At 28.4% G+C, this 15794-nt stretch carries 16 protein-coding genes; 12 read left to right on the top strand and 4 right to left on the bottom strand.

Translation table 11 applies throughout. From position 1 onward, the window contains the following. The coding region (locus tag IC214_RS19935) for a hypothetical protein (protein WP_227846219.1) at positions 1-206 on the bottom strand (206 nt) is incomplete at its 3' end. Positions 207-536: 330 nt separating this feature from the next. Between IC214_RS19935 and IC214_RS19930 the strand changes: the two genes are divergently transcribed. The 7 genes from IC214_RS19930 (at position 537) to IC214_RS19900 (ending at position 8531) form a co-directional block, all read left to right on the top strand. Further along, entirely contained in the window at positions 537-1886 is a 1350-nt protein-coding gene (locus IC214_RS19930; RefSeq protein ID WP_227433670.1) for a glucose-6-phosphate isomerase, read from the top strand. Positions 1887-2040: 154 nt separating this feature from the next. Then, positions 2041-3120 (top strand): serine protease HtrA, encoded by a 1080-nt coding sequence (htrA, locus tag IC214_RS19925; protein WP_227481856.1) that lies wholly within the window; start codon positions 2041-2043, stop codon positions 3118-3120. 346 nt (positions 3121-3466) lie between these two features. Next, positions 3467-4375 carry a trans-4-hydroxy-L-proline dehydratase activase gene (locus IC214_RS19920; protein ID WP_227433672.1) on the top strand — a complete coding sequence of 303 codons (909 nt, stop codon included), beginning with the start codon at positions 3467-3469 and terminating at the stop codon, positions 4373-4375. 4 nt (positions 4376-4379) lie between these two features. Beyond that, entirely contained in the window at positions 4380-6749 is a 2370-nt protein-coding gene (gene hypD / locus IC214_RS19915) for a trans-4-hydroxy-L-proline dehydratase (RefSeq protein WP_227433673.1), read from the top strand. A gap of 303 nt (positions 6750-7052) precedes the next feature. Then, positions 7053-7856 carry a pyrroline-5-carboxylate reductase gene (proC, locus tag IC214_RS19910; protein WP_227836293.1) on the top strand — a complete coding sequence of 268 codons (804 nt, stop codon included), beginning with the start codon at positions 7053-7055 and terminating at the stop codon, positions 7854-7856. A gap of 251 nt (positions 7857-8107) precedes the next feature. After that, positions 8108-8353 carry a hypothetical protein gene (locus IC214_RS19905; RefSeq protein WP_227863303.1) on the top strand — a complete coding sequence of 82 codons (246 nt, stop codon included), beginning with the start codon at positions 8108-8110 and terminating at the stop codon, positions 8351-8353. Between the two features lie 10 nt (positions 8354-8363). Continuing rightward, positions 8364-8531, top strand: a complete 168-nt coding sequence (locus IC214_RS19900; protein WP_227836291.1) for a hypothetical protein — start codon at positions 8364-8366, stop codon at positions 8529-8531. Between the two features lie 68 nt (positions 8532-8599). Here IC214_RS19900 and IC214_RS19895 read toward each other — a convergent pair whose 3' ends face one another. Beyond that, the gene (locus IC214_RS19895) at positions 8600-9181 is read right to left on the bottom strand and encodes a TetR/AcrR family transcriptional regulator (protein WP_227836290.1); all 582 of its coding nucleotides are present in this window, start codon (positions 9179-9181) and stop codon (positions 8600-8602) included. Between the two features lie 171 nt (positions 9182-9352). On the opposite strand from IC214_RS19895, the gene IC214_RS19890 reads away from it, so the two are divergent. Then, on the top strand, positions 9353-9538 hold the full coding sequence (locus IC214_RS19890; RefSeq protein WP_227433678.1) for a hypothetical protein: 186 nt from the start codon (positions 9353-9355) through the stop codon (positions 9536-9538). Positions 9539-9728: 190 nt separating this feature from the next. Here the strand turns inward: IC214_RS19890 and feoB are convergent, their stop codons facing one another. Beyond that, entirely contained in the window at positions 9729-11675 is a 1947-nt protein-coding gene (feoB, locus tag IC214_RS19885; RefSeq protein WP_227863302.1) for a ferrous iron transport protein B, read from the bottom strand. Between the two features lie 17 nt (positions 11676-11692). Next, on the bottom strand, positions 11693-11911 hold the full coding sequence (locus IC214_RS19880) for a FeoA family protein (RefSeq protein WP_227433680.1): 219 nt from the start codon (positions 11909-11911) through the stop codon (positions 11693-11695). A 206-nt stretch (positions 11912-12117) separates the two neighbouring features. Here IC214_RS19880 and IC214_RS19875 point away from each other — a divergent pair, with 206 nt between their 5' ends. The 4 genes from IC214_RS19875 to pepF all read left to right on the top strand — a co-directional run bounded on the left by IC214_RS19875 (position 12118) and on the right by pepF (position 15557). Next, positions 12118-12627 carry a Gx transporter family protein gene (locus IC214_RS19875; protein ID WP_227433681.1) on the top strand — a complete coding sequence of 170 codons (510 nt, stop codon included), beginning with the start codon at positions 12118-12120 and terminating at the stop codon, positions 12625-12627. A 77-nt stretch (positions 12628-12704) separates the two neighbouring features. Beyond that, a complete protein-coding gene (locus IC214_RS19870; protein ID WP_009891746.1) occupies positions 12705-12866 on the top strand; it encodes an aspartyl-phosphate phosphatase Spo0E family protein in 162 nt (53 codons plus the stop codon). 174 nt (positions 12867-13040) lie between these two features. Beyond that, positions 13041-13706 (top strand): MgtC/SapB family protein, encoded by a 666-nt coding sequence (locus IC214_RS19865; protein WP_227828304.1) that lies wholly within the window; start codon positions 13041-13043, stop codon positions 13704-13706. Positions 13707-13772: 66 nt separating this feature from the next. Continuing rightward, complete coding sequence (gene pepF / locus IC214_RS19860) at positions 13773-15557, top strand: oligoendopeptidase F (RefSeq protein ID WP_227433683.1); 1785 nt, start codon at positions 13773-13775, stop codon at positions 15555-15557. Positions 15558-15794: the final 237 nt, after the last annotated feature.

The raw sequence follows: 15794 nt of genomic DNA, 5'->3' as shown, positions 1-15794 counted from the left end.
TGAATTTTCTCTTTAGCAAGAGCTCTAGTTTTTGTGTAAGACTCCGAACCTTTACTATAATCATTTAACTCTATATCAGAGCTTTGATACTTATCGGAGATATTGTTTGTGTCATTATCAGCAAAAGCAATATTTGGAGTAGCTGTAAATAACATACTAAGTACCAATGTGCTAGATAATAACTTAAATAATCTTTGCTTAAACATATTAAATTACCTCTTTTCCCTTTTAATAATTACAATTAGCATAACATTCTTAATTATTTTAATCAACAGATTATTGTTAAGAAAAATACATTTATAATAAGTTACATTTTATATATATGAGAGAAATAAAAAGATAACATTTTGCTATTGGACTATTCATTTATTTAATTAAAATTTTATAATTGACAAATAGTTGTAATATTTAGAAGAATCGATTTCCTAATAATGCTTGAGGATATATGCATTATTTTGTGGCAAACTTTTTAAAAAAACACCTAGATTTTATGTTATAATCTCTGTAAAACGCATATGCTGAAAAGAGGGATTTAAATGGGAAAAATAAATTTTGATTATAGTAAAGCTACGGAATTTTTTTGCCAAAAAGAAATAGATGTCATGCAGCCGTATGTAGATGTGGCACATGATATGTTACATAATAAAACTGGTTTAGGAAATACTTTTTTAGGATGGATAGACCTTCCTAAAAATTATGATAAGGAAGAGTTTGCTAGAATAAAAAAATCTGCTGAGAAGATAAAATCTGATTCTGAGGTTCTTTTAGTAATCGGTATAGGAGGCTCTTATTTGGGTTCAAGAGCTGCGATAGACATGGTAAGTCATTCTTTTAGAAATGGGCTTAAAAAAGAGCAAAGAAATGCTCCTGAAGTATATTTTGTAGGTCATAACATAAGCTCAACATATATTATGGATTTACTAGATGTAATTGAAGGTAAAGATGTTTCTGTAAATGTAATATCTAAATCAGGTACTACTACAGAGCCAGCTCTTGCTTTTAGAATATTTAAAAATTATTTAGAAAAAAAATATGGAAAAGAAGAAGCTAGAAAGAGAATATATGCAACAACAGATTCAAGTAAAGGGGCGCTTAGACAATTAGCTACAGAAGAAGGATATGAGACTTTTGTAATACCAGATGATGTAGGTGGTCGTTTTTCTGTATTGACAGCTGTTGGATTACTTCCTATTGCAGCTGCAGGACTTGATATTGATGCCATAATGAATGGTGCAAATGATGCTCGTGAAGCATTTCAAAATTCTGACTTAAAAAATAATGACAGTTATAAATATGCTGTAGCTAGAACAATTTTACATAGAAAAGGAAAAGATGTAGAGTTATTGGTTAACTATGAACCTCAACTACATTATATGAGTGAGTGGTGGAAACAACTTTATGGAGAAAGTGAAGGAAAAGAAAATAAAGGATTATTTCCTGCTTCTGTAGATTTTTCAACAGACTTACATTCTATGGGACAATATATTCAAGATGGAAAAAGACTTTTATTTGAAACAGTACTTAATGTTGAAAGTTCTAAGAGAAATATAACTATAAATTCAGAAGAAGTAGATTTAGATGGTTTAAATTATTTAGCAGGCAAAACTGTAGATTTTGTAAATCATAAAGCTTTTGAAGGTACTCTATTAGCACATACTGATGGAAAAGTGCCTAACTTGGTAATAAATATACCTAAGTTAGATGAGTATAATTTTGGATATTTAGTGTATTTCTTTGAAAAAGCTTGTGGAATAAGTGGATATTTACTAGGAGTTAATCCATTTGACCAACCAGGAGTAGAAGCATACAAGAAAAATATGTTTGCTTTACTAGGAAAACCAGGTTATGAAAAAGAAAAAGAAGAATTAGAAAAAAGACTTAAATAATTTTAGATAGTTAAGGTTTAATTAAGATTAGAATAATATAATGAAATCATCGAAAGAGAGTTTACTCAAAATAGATGATTTCATTTTTTTATGGAAAATTGGGAAAAATATATTTTGATAATTTATATTATATTTAGATAGGGAGTGGTATGAGATGTCAAGAAGAAAGAAAGGTATAAGTTTAGTAATATTAGTCGCTATAATAAGTTCAATACTTAGTAGTTTGCTAACAATAATTTTAGTTAAAGATAATTTAGGAAGTAAATCTACAGGAAGTTCTACGCCCATAGTTGTAAATGATGATGGAAAGAGCCAAAACATTTACCAAGCAGTTGCAGAAAAGGCAACACCATCTGTTGTAGGTATTACGACAACTAGCGTCGATACTAGTAATATGTTTGCAATACCAACTGAAACACAAGGAGTAGGAACTGGGATTATAGTAGATTCAAATGGATATATACTTACTAATTCTCATGTTATATCAGATGGCCAAGCAACTAGTGTTAATGTTTTATTTAATGATGGTTCAACAACATCAGGTAAAGTGGTATGGTTTGACCAACAACTTGATTTGGCCATAGTTAAAGTTGATAAAACTGGATTAACACCAGCTGAATTTGCAGATAGTGATAAAGTAAAAGTTGGAGATATATCAATAGCAATAGGTAACCCACTTGGACTAGACTTCCAAAAGACAGTTACTCAAGGTATAATAAGTGGATTAGATAGAACTATACAAACAGAAAAAACTAATATGACAGGGTTATTACAAACTGATGCAAGTATAAATGCAGGAAATAGTGGAGGGCCATTGTTAAATCAAAAAGGTCAAGTAATTGGTATAAATACAGCAAAAGCTTCTCAAGCAGAAGGGTTAGGATTTGCGATACCAATCAATACAGCTAAAAGTATAGTTGAAGAAGTAATAAAAACTGGAAAATATGAAAAAGTAACTTTAGGTATAAAAGGAACAGATGTATCAAATTATGAAGCAGCTACAGGTACAAAATTAAGTACTGACAAAGGAGTATATGTTGCAGAAGTAATATCTGGTTCATCAGCAGAAAAAGCAGGAGTAAAAGTAGGGGATATTATAACTAAAGTAGGAGATGCAGATATAACTGGTATGAATGACCTTAATAAAAAGTTATATACTTTCTCAAAAGGTGCTAGCACAAAAATTACATTAAATAGAGGCGGAAAAGCAGTAACAATAAATGTAAAATTCTAAATGTTACTAGAGAAACAGAGACTACATGGTAAAGTGTAGTCTCTGTTTTTATTTAATTTTTATAGTATATATATCTAAATTAATTAAAATAACATATTGTTTATAGAGATTATCTATATTTACTTATAAAAATAAAATTAATAAATATTTAAATTTAATTTATAAAATCAATATAAATATCATAATAAAATAAAAATTTTTAATATTACTAAAAAAATATAGACAAAATAATAACGAATATAGTATTATGTAATTGTAGAAATGCTTTTCATAGAAATAACCTATGAAGATGAATTACATAAAGATGAAAAAAAAGGAATGGATATTCTTTAGGGGTGAAAAAATTATGAATCCATTAGTTATAAATTTACAAAAATGTAGTATACATGATGGTCCAGGGATAAGAAGTACAGTTTTTTTTAAAGGATGCCCACTTGAATGTGTTTGGTGTCATAATCCAGAAAGTCAAACATATACAAAACAAGTTTTGTATAATGAAGAGAGATGTTCAAGATGTGAAGCATGTATAAATATATGTCCTCACAAAGCAATTTACAAAGGTGAAACAAAAATATGTCTAGACCAAGAAAAATGTGAGTTTTGTGAAACTTGTTTAGATTATTGTATAAACAATGCTAGAGAAATAGTAGGTCAAGAGTATTCTGTTAAAGAACTGGTTAAAGAGATAGAAAAAGATAGAATTTTCTATGAAGAATCAGGTGGAGGAGTAACTTTATCAGGTGGAGAAGTAATGGCTCAAGATATGGATTTTATTTGTGGAGTAATAAACATGTGTAAATCAAAGGGAATTCATGTGGCAATTGATACTTGTGGATATGCAAAGTCAGAAAATTACGAAAGAGTTGCTGAATGTGCAGATTTGTTCTTATACGATATTAAACTTATTGATGAGGAAAAACATATAAAATTTACAGGAAAATCAAATGATTTAATACTTAAAAATGTTAAACTTTTGAGTGAATCAGGAGCTAATATAAATATAAGAATACCATTAATTGTAGGCGTAAATGTAGATGATGAAAATTTAGAGGTTAAAAAAATGATAGAGTTTTTAAAGCCTTTGAATATAAAAGATGTAAGTCTTCTTCCATATCATAATATTGGTAAACATAAGTATGATAAAATTTATAAAAAGTATGAAGGAGAAGAGTTACAAAGACCTACTGAAGAAAAATTAGAAGAAATAAAAAGGCTGTTTGAAGCAAGTAATTTCAATACTAAGATTGGGGGGTAATAAAATGTTAAGAGGAACTTTTGAAAGAACTAAAAAATTAAGAGAAGAAAGTGTTAATGCAGAACCACACATATCTATTGAAAGAGCAGTACTTATGACAGAAGCTTATAAAAAATATGAAGGAAGTGTAGAAATTCCTGTACTTCGTGCTTTATCATTTAAACATTACATTGAAAACAGAACTCTTAGTATAAATGATGGAGAATTAATAGTAGGCGAAAAAGGAGATTCACCTAATGGAGCACCAACATATCCAGAAATTTGTTGTCATACAATGGAAGATTTAGAAGTAATGCATAATAGAGACATAATAAATTTTAGTGTGTCTGAAGAATCTAGAAAAATACATCAAGAGGAAATAATACCTTTCTGGAAGAAGAGACAAACCAGAGATAAGATAATAAATGCTATGACACCTGAATGGTTAGCAGCATATGAAGCAGGTATGTTTACAGAGTTTATGGAACAAAGAGCTCCAGGACACACAGTTTGTGGAGATACAATATATAAAAAAGGATTTTTAGATTTAAAGAAAGATATAGAAGCAAGACTAAAAGAATTAGATTTCCTTAATGACTTAGATGCATATAATAAAAAAGCTGATTTAGAAGCTATGGCAATAGCTTGTGATGCAATGGTTATATTAGGAAAGAGATATGCTGAAAAGGCAAGAAAAATGGCAGAAGAAGAAACTGATGAAGCTAAGAAAAAAGACTTATTGTTAATTGCTGAAACTTGTGATGTTGTACCAGCTCATAAACCAGAAACTTATCATCAAGCTATACAAATGTACTGGTTTGTTCATATAGGGGTTACTACTGAGCTTAATATATGGGATGCATTTACTCCAGGAAGACTAGACCAACATCTAAATCCTTTTTATGAAAGAGATGTAGAAAATGGAATATTAGATAGAGATAGAGCACAAGAATTACTTGAATGTTTATGGGTTAAATTTAACAATCAACCAGCACCACCAAAAGTTGGTATAACACTGAAAGAGAGTAGCACATATACAGACTTTGCAAATATAAATACTGGTGGAATAAATCCAGATGGTCAAGATGGTGTTAATGAAGTTAGTTATATAATACTTGATGTCATGGATGAAATGAAATTAATACAACCTAGTTCAAATGTTCAAATAAGTAAAAAGACTCCTCAAAAATTCTTAAAGAGAGCTTGTGAAATATCAAGAAAAGGATGGGGTCAACCAGCATTTTATAATACTGAAGCAATAGTTCAAGAGCTTATGGAAGCTGGTAAAACTATAGAAGATGCAAGACTTGGAGGAACTAGTGGTTGTGTTGAAACTGGATGTTTTGGTAAAGAAGCATATGTTTTAACTGGATATATGAATATTCCAAAAATACTTGAATTAACACTAAATAACGGTTATGACCCAATTGCGAAAAAGCAAATAGGTATTGAAACTGGAGACCCTAGAGATTTTAAATCTTATGAAGAATTATTTGACGCATTTAAAAAGCAGTTACATTATATGATTGATATAAAAATACAAGGAAATGCTGTAATAGAAAATATATGTGCAAAACATATGCCTTGCCCACTTATGTCTACAATAGTTGATGATTGTATAGCAAAAGGTAAAGACTATCAAAGAGGTGGAGCAAGATATAACACTAGATATATACAAGGTGTTGGTATAGGAACTATAACAGATAGTTTAACAGCAATAAAATATAATGTATTTGACAAGAAAAAATTTGATATGGATACATTACTTAAGGCACTTGATTCTAACTTTGAAGGATATGAAGCTATACTTAATATAGTTTCAAATAAAACTCCTAAGTATGGAAATGATGATGATTATGCTGATGGAATAATGGAAGAAATATTTAATGCATATTACAATGAAGTAACTGGTAGACCAACTGTTTGTGGTGGAGAATATAGAGTAGATATGTTGCCAACTACTTGCCATGTATACTTTGGAGAAATTATGGGAGCAAGTGCAAATGGTAGACTTTGTGCAAAGCCAGTTTCAGAAGGAATCTCTCCAGAAAAAGGTGGAGATACTAATGGACCTACAGCAGTTATAAAATCTTGTGCTAAGATGGACCATATAAAAACTGGTGGAACATTGTTAAATCAAAGATTTGCACCATCAGTAGTACAAGGTGAAAAAGGATTAGACAACATGGCTAATCTAGTAAGAGCATACTTTAATATGGATGGACATCATATACAATTCAATGTATTTGATAAAAATGTATTATTAGAGGCTCAAAAGAATCCTCAAGATTACAAAGACTTAATAGTTAGAGTTGCAGGATATAGTGACCATTTCAACAATTTAAGTAGAACATTACAAGATGAAATAATAGGTAGAACTGAGCAAACATTCTAGGATTGTTTGTAAATAAAACTTCTTACTATATAAAAATGTAACTGGTATAATAGTATATATTACCAGATACCATTTTAAAAAATTTTAGATTAATTCTGAGCTAACTTTCTGGATGGGAAGTTAGCTCGTTGAGTTTAATGAAAAAATCGTTAAATTTATATTTAATAAACTATATAAAGAAGTAATTTATAATAATCATAATAAAATTATATTTTATAATAACTAAGATAATTTTAAGCAGTTAAAATATTATAAATTTAGCTACTTTAAAATAAAAACTAATAGAAAAAGAGGAGATTTGATATGAAAACTTTAGGATTTATTGGTTCAGGAAATATGGGAAGTGCAATGATAGGTGGTATAGTAAAATCAGGATTAGTAAAAGCAGAAGATATAACTGTATCAGACTTAAGTCAAGTTGCTTTAGATAAAGTAAAAGAACAATTTGGAATAAATACTACAACTGATTCAAAGGTGGCTGTTGCAAATTCAGATGTAGTGATAGTAGCACTTAAGCCTAATATATGTGAAAAAGCTTTAGCTCCACTTAAAGAATTAATAGATGAAAGTAAAATAATAGTATCAATAGCAGCAGGAAAAACTATAGAAACTCTTGAAAGTATTATAGGTTCAGATAAAAAGATAGTAAGAGTAATGCCAAATACTCCAGCACTTGTTGGAGAAGGTATGTCAGCTCTTTGTAAAAATTCAAATGTTACTGATGAAGAATTGAATATGATTAAAGCTCTATTTGAATCATTCGGAGAAGCAGAAATAGTAGCAGAATATTTAATGGATACAGTTACAGGTATTAGCGGCTCTTCTCCTGCATATGTATTTATGTTTATAGAAGCTATTGCAGACGCAGCAGTACTAGCTGGTATGCCAAGACAGCAAGCTTATAAATTTGCATCTCAAGCTGTTATGGGCTCAGCTAAGATGGTTCTTGAAACTGGAAAACATCCAGGAGAATTAAAAGATATGGTTTGTTCTCCAGCAGGAACTACTATAGAAGCAGTTAAAGTGTTAGAAGAAGAAGGATTTAGATCAGCAGTTATAAAATCTATTGTCGCTTGCATAGATAAATCTAAAGATATGAGCAAATAGTAAATTAAGAATAAGATAAAAATATATGTCTCAAAATGAATTTTGTAGTTTATTTTGAGACATTATTTATATGTATTAACAATTATAATTCTACTAATAAAAAAGAAGTAATCTTCATCTTGATTTTTTACAGATTATATAAATATGTATTAATCTTTTTAAATATTAGTTTGATAATATGAATTTTATTTTAAAATAAAAGATTTATATAAATAGCCAATAGAATCTATTATTTTAACGGTTTTTGATATATGGAAAAACTAGCAAAAGAACTTGGTGTTGAAATTGATATATGTCTTAGTTCTATTAAAGATAGAAAAACACAAAATGAAGTGTGCATAGAGCTAATTGACAGTTGTATATATGTCTTAATTATAAGACCTAAAGATACTACAGGTATGGATGCCCAGTTAGAAACAGCGAAACAAATCATTGCAGGAATACAATCAAGTACTATATATGGACGGAAAGGTATTAGCATAAACCGCTATAAATGAAGCCTATTACGTGGCTAGAGGAGAAAGAATTAATTATACTAACACTTTGGATAATGGTACTGAAAAGTCAATACCAGAGAGTCTTATTATTGGACGCTTGGTTATAAAAGAAAATTTAGATAAGATACTAATTGATAGCAAATGTTATACAAAAGAAGAAGTTTATGGTTCTAATTAATCAATAATTATAACCATAATTAATAAAAATTCCTATGGTTTTTTAATGATACCATAGGAATTTTTATTTTATATTTTATTTTTCAGTCCATGCATACCTTTTGTAATAAATATACTAATAATTTTTGCAGTTTTTTCTTCTGTTTCTGAATTATTTCCACTATATTCTTTAGAAATCATTTCTAAACACCCATCTATAATTCCTCCTATAATACAAGCATCCAAAATATCAACTGTTTCTTTATCTTCTATTGTATGACTACTTTCTTGAATGCCTTTTTTCAGTATTTCTTTATATTTATAAAAAAAGGATGTACTTTTACCATTACAAGATAAATTTTTAATTGTGTTTGCATGTTCTTGGAAAAAGGTAACAATTTCTAAAATTTGAGGATATGGATTTTCAACAATATCATAAATATTACTTTCCTTCATTAGACTTATACATTTATTGAATAGCTCTTCTTCTATTTGTTCTTGAACATCATAAATATCTTTAAAGTGTGCATAAAATGTCCCTCTACTTACATCAGCTAATTCTAAAACTTCTTTCACAGTAATTTTACTAATATCACTATTTATACTTAGTTTAATAAATGCTTGCTTTATTGCTTCTTTTGATTTTCTTATATCTCTTCTTTCTTTTTTCATCTTCTAATTATCTCCAATAATTTTTTGATATATGTATAAATTCATACAAAATTTATTTAATTTGTATAGAACTATACAAAATATTTATAATTTATACATTGTGTATAATATTATATAATAGTATACTCTATCTAAAATAAAAATCAAGTTTTTGGAAAGGTGGAATTTTATATGAATAGTATAAAAAAAGAAATAGAAAATATAGTATCTTCTTCTAAAAAAATTGGGAAAGCATACCATGAAACTGGTGTTGAAGTTGGAAAAGCTTATGCAAAAGCAGGTAAAAAAACTGCAAAATTATTCAAAGAATTATATGATGGTGAAGAAACATATGAGGTAAAAACAAAAGAAGATTGATTTGTAGAAACATAGGGAGTTGAACATGAAGTTAGGTAATAAGAGGCTAAATAAGTAAAAAAGAAGCTATTACACAACAATTTACATTTGTTTGTGTGATAGCTTCTATATTGTTATAACAAGATTTTTGTAAGAACTATTTTTGAAAGATAGCTCTTTAAATTTATTTTTAAATTAAAATATTTACATATTAGTGTGTACTACTTTTTTTATTACTGTTTTCCTCACCTGAGCAAGAATTAGTACTTGGACATCCAGAACAACCAGAACATCCACTACAGCTATTTCCATTTTTGGTAGATTTAAATTTATTAAACAAAATTAAAAATGCAAGAACTATGATTATTCCGCCGATTAAAGCCTCCATTATTGAATTTCCCATAAATAATACTCCGCCAATACTTTTAACTATAAAAGCCATTATCCATGCTAATATAAACTGATATGCAAATGATGTAAACATCATTTTATTTCCATATTCTTTTTTCATAGTTGCAAGAGCAGCTATACATGGAGTATATAGAGCTGTAAATATTAAGAATGTATATGCAGTAACACCATTAAATATTGTTGGTAATACAACAGTCAAATTACCATATAGTATATTCAAAGAGTTTACCACGATTTCTTTTGCTCCAAGACCACTTAAGATAGCAACTGAAGTTCTCCAGTCATCAAAACCAAGAGGTTTAAATATAGGAGATATAATATGACCTATAGTAGCTAAAAAGCTTACATTTATATCTTCTGTAAATCCAAATACATTAAATGAAGAAAGTCCCCAAATAACAACTGACATTGCAAACATTACAGTAACTACTCTTATTAAAAAACCTTTTGATTTATTCCAAGTATTTTTAATAAGTGCGTCTATAGTAGGTATTCTATATTCTGGTAACTCTAATATAAATGGTTCAGCCTCTGTCTTAAAAGCTGTTTTATTTAAAACTAGTGCAACCACAATTGCCATAATGATACCGACCAAGTATAATGATGTAGTTACTAAAGCAGCATTGTGTGGGAAAAATATAGCTACAAATAATGCATATATAGGTAGCTTTGCTCCACAAGTCATAAGTGGTGCAATAAGAGCTGTAACTCTTCTGTCTTTTTCACTTTCTAGTGTTCTAGTTGCCATTATAGCAGGAGAAGAACATCCCATACCCATAACTATGGGTATAAAAGCTTTACCAGATAGACCAACCTTTCTCATAACTTTATCCATCAAAAATGCTGTTCTTGACATATATCCACTATCTTCAAATAGAGATATACCAAAGAATAATGTAAATATTAAAGGGAAGAATGGTAAAGTACCACCAACACCTCCAATTATTCCATCAACAATAAGTGATTTAAACCATGGGCTAGAGTTAGCTAACATATCACTAACGGGTGTAGAGATATAAGCTTCTATAAGGCCTGCAAAGCCCTCTTGAAGTGGGCCTCCAACCCAATCAAAGGTGAACTTAAATAAAAGAAACAATACACCAATAAATATTGGATAGGCTAATATAGGATTTAAAACTATATTGTCTATTTTATCACTGATAGATTTTGTGTGTGTATATGTAGTCTTTGTACATCTTGATAAGATAGATTCTAACTTCTTATACGTTTCTGTTTCGCTTCCAAAGTCTGTTCGATATTTAAATGATTTTTTAGTAGCATCTTTAATTTCTGATTCTATTTTTTCTACGCCATCTTTCTTTTTTGCGATGATTGGAACAACAATTACTCCAAGTTCTTCACTTAATTTTTTATCATCTATATTAACACCCTTAGATTCTGCAATATCTAACATGTTAAGCAGTATAACGATAGGTTTATTAAATTGCATAAGTTGAGTTGTTAAGTAGAGATTTCTTGATAAGTTAGAAGCATCTACTACATTCACTATTACATCAACATCTTCATTTTCTAAATATGACTTAGAAACCTTTTCTTCATTTGAGAAAGTATCCATTGCATATATACCAGGTAAATCTACAACCTTTATTTCTTTCCCAATAAATCCTTCTTTTTTCTCAATAGTAACACCAGGCCAGTTACCAACATACTGATTTGAGCCTGTAAGTAGGTTGAAAACAGTAGTCTTACCAACATTCGGGTTTCCTAATAATGCTACATTAATCACAGGTAGCTCCTCCTCTATTATTGTAAAGAAATATTTTTAGCATCAGATTTTCTAATAGCTAAGTCAAATCCTCTAAATCTAATTATAATTGGGTCTCCAAATGGAGCAACTTTTTTAACTTCTATTTCAGTACTATTTATACATCCAAGTGCAAGTAATCTTTTAGATAATTTAATATCTCCATCTATATTATTAATAAGTCCTTTTTCTCCTATTTTCAAATCGTAAACAGTCATTATTAACACCTCCTAATGAAATTCATTATCATTAAAATTGTAACAAGTATGATACAAAAAGTCAAGGATTATAGGGGGAATTACAAGTTCAAATTGATGATATTTACTTTAAATATATTATAGAATATTTTAGTCTAAATTAGGTGTTTTTATATATTTTGTATTATAATGTAATATGATATATAAAATTTGGAGGAATTAACTTAATGAAAACTAGAAAAATGACATTTTTAGGTCTTATGATAGGATACAGTTTAGCCTTATATGTACTAGAGACATATATACCAAACCCTCTTATAATTATATTTCCAGGAGCAAAATTGGGTTTGAGTAATATTATAACTTTAATTTCATTAATGTTGTTAGGTGTCAGAGATACTGTTATAATTGTTACTATCAGGGTAATTTTGTCATCAATATTTGCAGGTCCTCTATCTTATCTTTTATTTAGCATAGGAGGAGCTTATTTGAGCCTTTTATTTATGTATTTAGCAAGTAAAATAAAGGGATTATCAATGATAGGAATAAGTATTTTAGGGGCAATAGGGCATAATATAGGTCAATTAATAGTTGCAAGTTTAATAATAGAAAATATACTTGCTATAGGATACTTGCCATTTATGTTAATGGCATCATTAGTAACGGGTATGTTTGTAGGATTAGTATCTAGGTATACGGTGCCCAAATTAAAGCATTTTTATAGTAAGTTTTATTGACATAATATTGACAAAATATAATATTGTTTGATAAAATGTATATAAAAATATACAAATTTGTAATAGTGGTGATTATTATGGCGAACAATGAATTAGAAGCGTTAAAAAATGAAATTGAAGCAGTTAGGGAAGAGATAAATACATACATAGAATATCCAGAAATATTTCAAGAAGAGCTCGTAGAATCAAGTAAGAAAATAGATATATTAATAAATAAATACATGTACTTAAGCAAATAGCCCACAGTTGTGGGTTTTTTTGTATTAAAAATTAACAGATATTACTATTTATCATATACTAATAATAATATTAAAGTATAAGATGTTATTTCTGATATAGAAATTATCTGTATGATATGATGTAGAAGTTATTTATATGATATAAATTATAATTGGGTCAGGAGGTTTTATATTATGGGTGATATAGGAACTAAGGAGATAGCAATAAGATTATTATTAGCATTAGTTATAGGAGGAATAATAGGACTAGAGAGAGAAAAGATAAGGCAATTTGCAGGATTTAGAACACATATATTAATAGCAATAGGTTCTTGTATTACCTCAATAACTTCAATCCAGTTATTGTCTGACTATAGTTTATATACAAATGCTGACCCAGCAAGAATGCCTGCTCAAGTGTTGTCTGGAATTGGTTTTTTAGGTGCAGGAGCAATTCTAAAGAACAAAGGTGGAGTGAAGGGGCTTACTACAGCCGCTGGTATGTGGGCAACTGCATGTATTGGTATAGCAGTTGGTTATGGTTATTATGAACTAGCAATTTTAGGATGGTTGTTTGTAATGATAGCATTATTTGTGCTTAGGATACTAAATACGTTTCTATTTAGTCAAGAAAAAAATGTATTGATATTAAAAATAAATAATTTAGATTCAATACCTTTTTTATATGATAAATTTGAAAAAAATCAACTTATTGTAAGGAATATGGAAATAGAATGTCGTAGTGAAGAATATTGGAAAGTAAACTTTTTTATATCTTATGATAAGAGAATACACTTACATGATGTTATGAAAGAAATAAATATGATAGAAGGAGTAATAAATGTAGATTATTTGGACTAAAATATATACAATATATTTTGTAAAGTAAATAAAATATAAAAATGAATTAAAATAGAGGTGTATAATATGGGAACTGATAGAAGTACGATAGAAGAAAAATACAAATGGAAAATAGATAAGATGTACTCTACTAAAGAAGATATTGAAAAAGACATAAGTAAAGTAAAAAATCTTATTCAAGAAGTAAAAGAATACAAAGGTAAATTTTCTGAGAGTAAGGAAAATTTATACAAAGTATTAAGTATCTCTGAAAATGCATCTAGAATCATCCAGAATCTATATGTATATACTCATATGAAACAACATGAAGATACTAGAATCAATGATAATCAAGGAAGAGCCACTAAGACAGAAATGTTATCAACTGATTTAGGAGTGGCTACTTCTTATATAGTTCCAGAGATACTGTCCATAGAAGAAGACAGATTAAATGAATATTTGAAGGATGAGAAGTTATCATTTTATACAAAATATATAAAAGATATATTGAGAGATAAGCCTCATACTTTGAGTGAAAAAGAAGAAGAGATACTTGCAGCTACATCTGAATTATCAACAGTTCCAGAAAATGTATATGATATGTTAGCATATGCAGATATGGAATTTCCTGAGATAGAGGATGAAAAAGGTAATAAGGTTAAACTTTCTCATTCAAACTATTCTCTATTTATAAAAAGTAAAAATGGAAGAGTTAGAAAAGAAGCTTTTGAAGGAGAATTTTCTACTTATGGAAAATATAAAAACACATTTGCTTCAACACTTTATGGTGGAATAAAGTCAGAGATATTTTATGCAAAAACTAGAAAATATAATTCAGCAATAGAAGCATCGCTATTTTCAGATGATGTAAGCTTAGAGGTTTATAATAATCTTATATCAGCAATAGATGAAAGTATTCCTACTTTGAATAAGTATGTTGAACTTAAAAAGAAGTTCTTGGGATTAAATGAAATACACATGTATGACTTATATGTTCCTCTAACTGATAAATTTGATATGGATATACCTTATGAAAAAGCACAGAGCATTATATTAGAGGCACTTAAGCCTTTAGGAGAAGAATACTTAAAAGTTATAAAAAATGCATTTGAAGAAGGTTGGATTGATGTATATGATAATGAAGGTAAAAAAGGAGGAGCTTACTCTTGGGGAAGCTATGATTCACATCCTTATATATTAATGAGTTATAAAAATGACCTTAACTCTCTATTTACATTAATTCATGAATTAGGTCATTCTGTCCATAGCCATTATTCGAGAACAAGTCAGCCATTTTTATATTCAGATTATAAAATATTTGTTGCAGAAGTTGCATCTACATTAAATGAATTACTTCTTATAAATTATTTATTAGAAAATTCTAAGTCTAAAGATGAAACTATATATCTATTAAATTATTATTTAGAGCAATTTAGGACTACTGTTTATAGACAAACTATGTTTGCTGAATTTGAAAAAATTGTACATGAAAGAGTAGAAAGTGGAGAGCCACTTACTGCTGATGAATTTACTGATATATACTATAAATTAAATGAGAAGTATTATGGAAAATCTGCAATAGTAGATGAGCAAATAGGGATAGAGTGGGCAAGAATTCCACATTTTTATTCAAATTTCTATGTGTATAAGTATGCTACAGGATTTTCTGCTGCAAGTGCATTAAGTCAACAGATACTTTCAGAAGGTAGTAAAGCTGTAGATAGATATATAAACTTCTTAAAAAGTGGAGGGTCAGAGTATCCTTTAGAACAATTGAAATCTGCTGGTGTAGATATGACGAAAAAACAATCTATAGAAGAAGCTTTAAATGTGTTTGCTAGTTTGGTTAATAAATTAGAAAAAGAATTATAAAATATGATAAATTAATAGCTTAGATAAAAAATTATAAGAATATTATATGATGTATTATACTAGTGTTGATTGGAAAACACTTAAAAAAATTAATCTAATTTTAAATATACTATATAAAATTAAATTTTTACATGTATTTAACAATATTTACATTTACTTAACCTCGCTCTAATATTCACTTAACAAAAAATATGTATTATTAAAATATAGCAAATATGAAAACAAAAAAATTAAAAT

The organism is Clostridioides sp. ES-S-0190-01 (genome assembly GCF_020658275.1).
In the GTDB taxonomy this organism is placed as follows: Bacteria; Bacillota; Clostridia; order Peptostreptococcales; family Peptostreptococcaceae; genus Clostridioides.
The sequence above is the reverse complement of the archived record's forward strand: the minus strand, read 5'-3'. Positions and strand labels throughout refer to the sequence as shown.

Bases quoted from the DNA above. Each gene is read 5' to 3' on its own strand.
- IC214_RS19930 (WP_227433670.1), top strand. From the start codon at position 537: ATGGGAAAAATAAATTTTGATTATAGTAAAGCTACGGAATTTTTTTGC.
- htrA (WP_227481856.1), top strand. From the start codon at position 2,041: ATGTCAAGAAGAAAGAAAGGTATAAGTTTAGTAATATTAGTCGCTATA.
- IC214_RS19920 (WP_227433672.1), top strand. From the start codon at position 3,467: ATGAATCCATTAGTTATAAATTTACAAAAATGTAGTATACATGATGGT.
- hypD (WP_227433673.1), top strand. From the start codon at position 4,380: ATGTTAAGAGGAACTTTTGAAAGAACTAAAAAATTAAGAGAAGAAAGT.
- proC (WP_227836293.1), top strand. From the start codon at position 7,053: ATGAAAACTTTAGGATTTATTGGTTCAGGAAATATGGGAAGTGCAATG.
- IC214_RS19905 (WP_227863303.1), top strand. From the start codon at position 8,108: ATGGAAAAACTAGCAAAAGAACTTGGTGTTGAAATTGATATATGTCTT.
- IC214_RS19895 (WP_227836290.1), bottom strand. From the start codon at position 9,181: ATGAAAAAAGAAAGAAGAGATATAAGAAAATCAAAAGAAGCAATAAAG.
- IC214_RS19890 (WP_227433678.1), top strand. From the start codon at position 9,353: ATGAATAGTATAAAAAAAGAAATAGAAAATATAGTATCTTCTTCTAAA.
- IC214_RS19880 (WP_227433680.1), bottom strand. From the start codon at position 11,911: ATGACTGTTTACGATTTGAAAATAGGAGAAAAAGGACTTATTAATAAT.
- IC214_RS19875 (WP_227433681.1), top strand. From the start codon at position 12,118: ATGAAAACTAGAAAAATGACATTTTTAGGTCTTATGATAGGATACAGT.
- IC214_RS19870 (WP_009891746.1), top strand. From the start codon at position 12,705: ATGGCGAACAATGAATTAGAAGCGTTAAAAAATGAAATTGAAGCAGTT.
- IC214_RS19865 (WP_227828304.1), top strand. From the start codon at position 13,041: ATGGGTGATATAGGAACTAAGGAGATAGCAATAAGATTATTATTAGCA.
- pepF (WP_227433683.1), top strand. From the start codon at position 13,773: ATGGGAACTGATAGAAGTACGATAGAAGAAAAATACAAATGGAAAATA.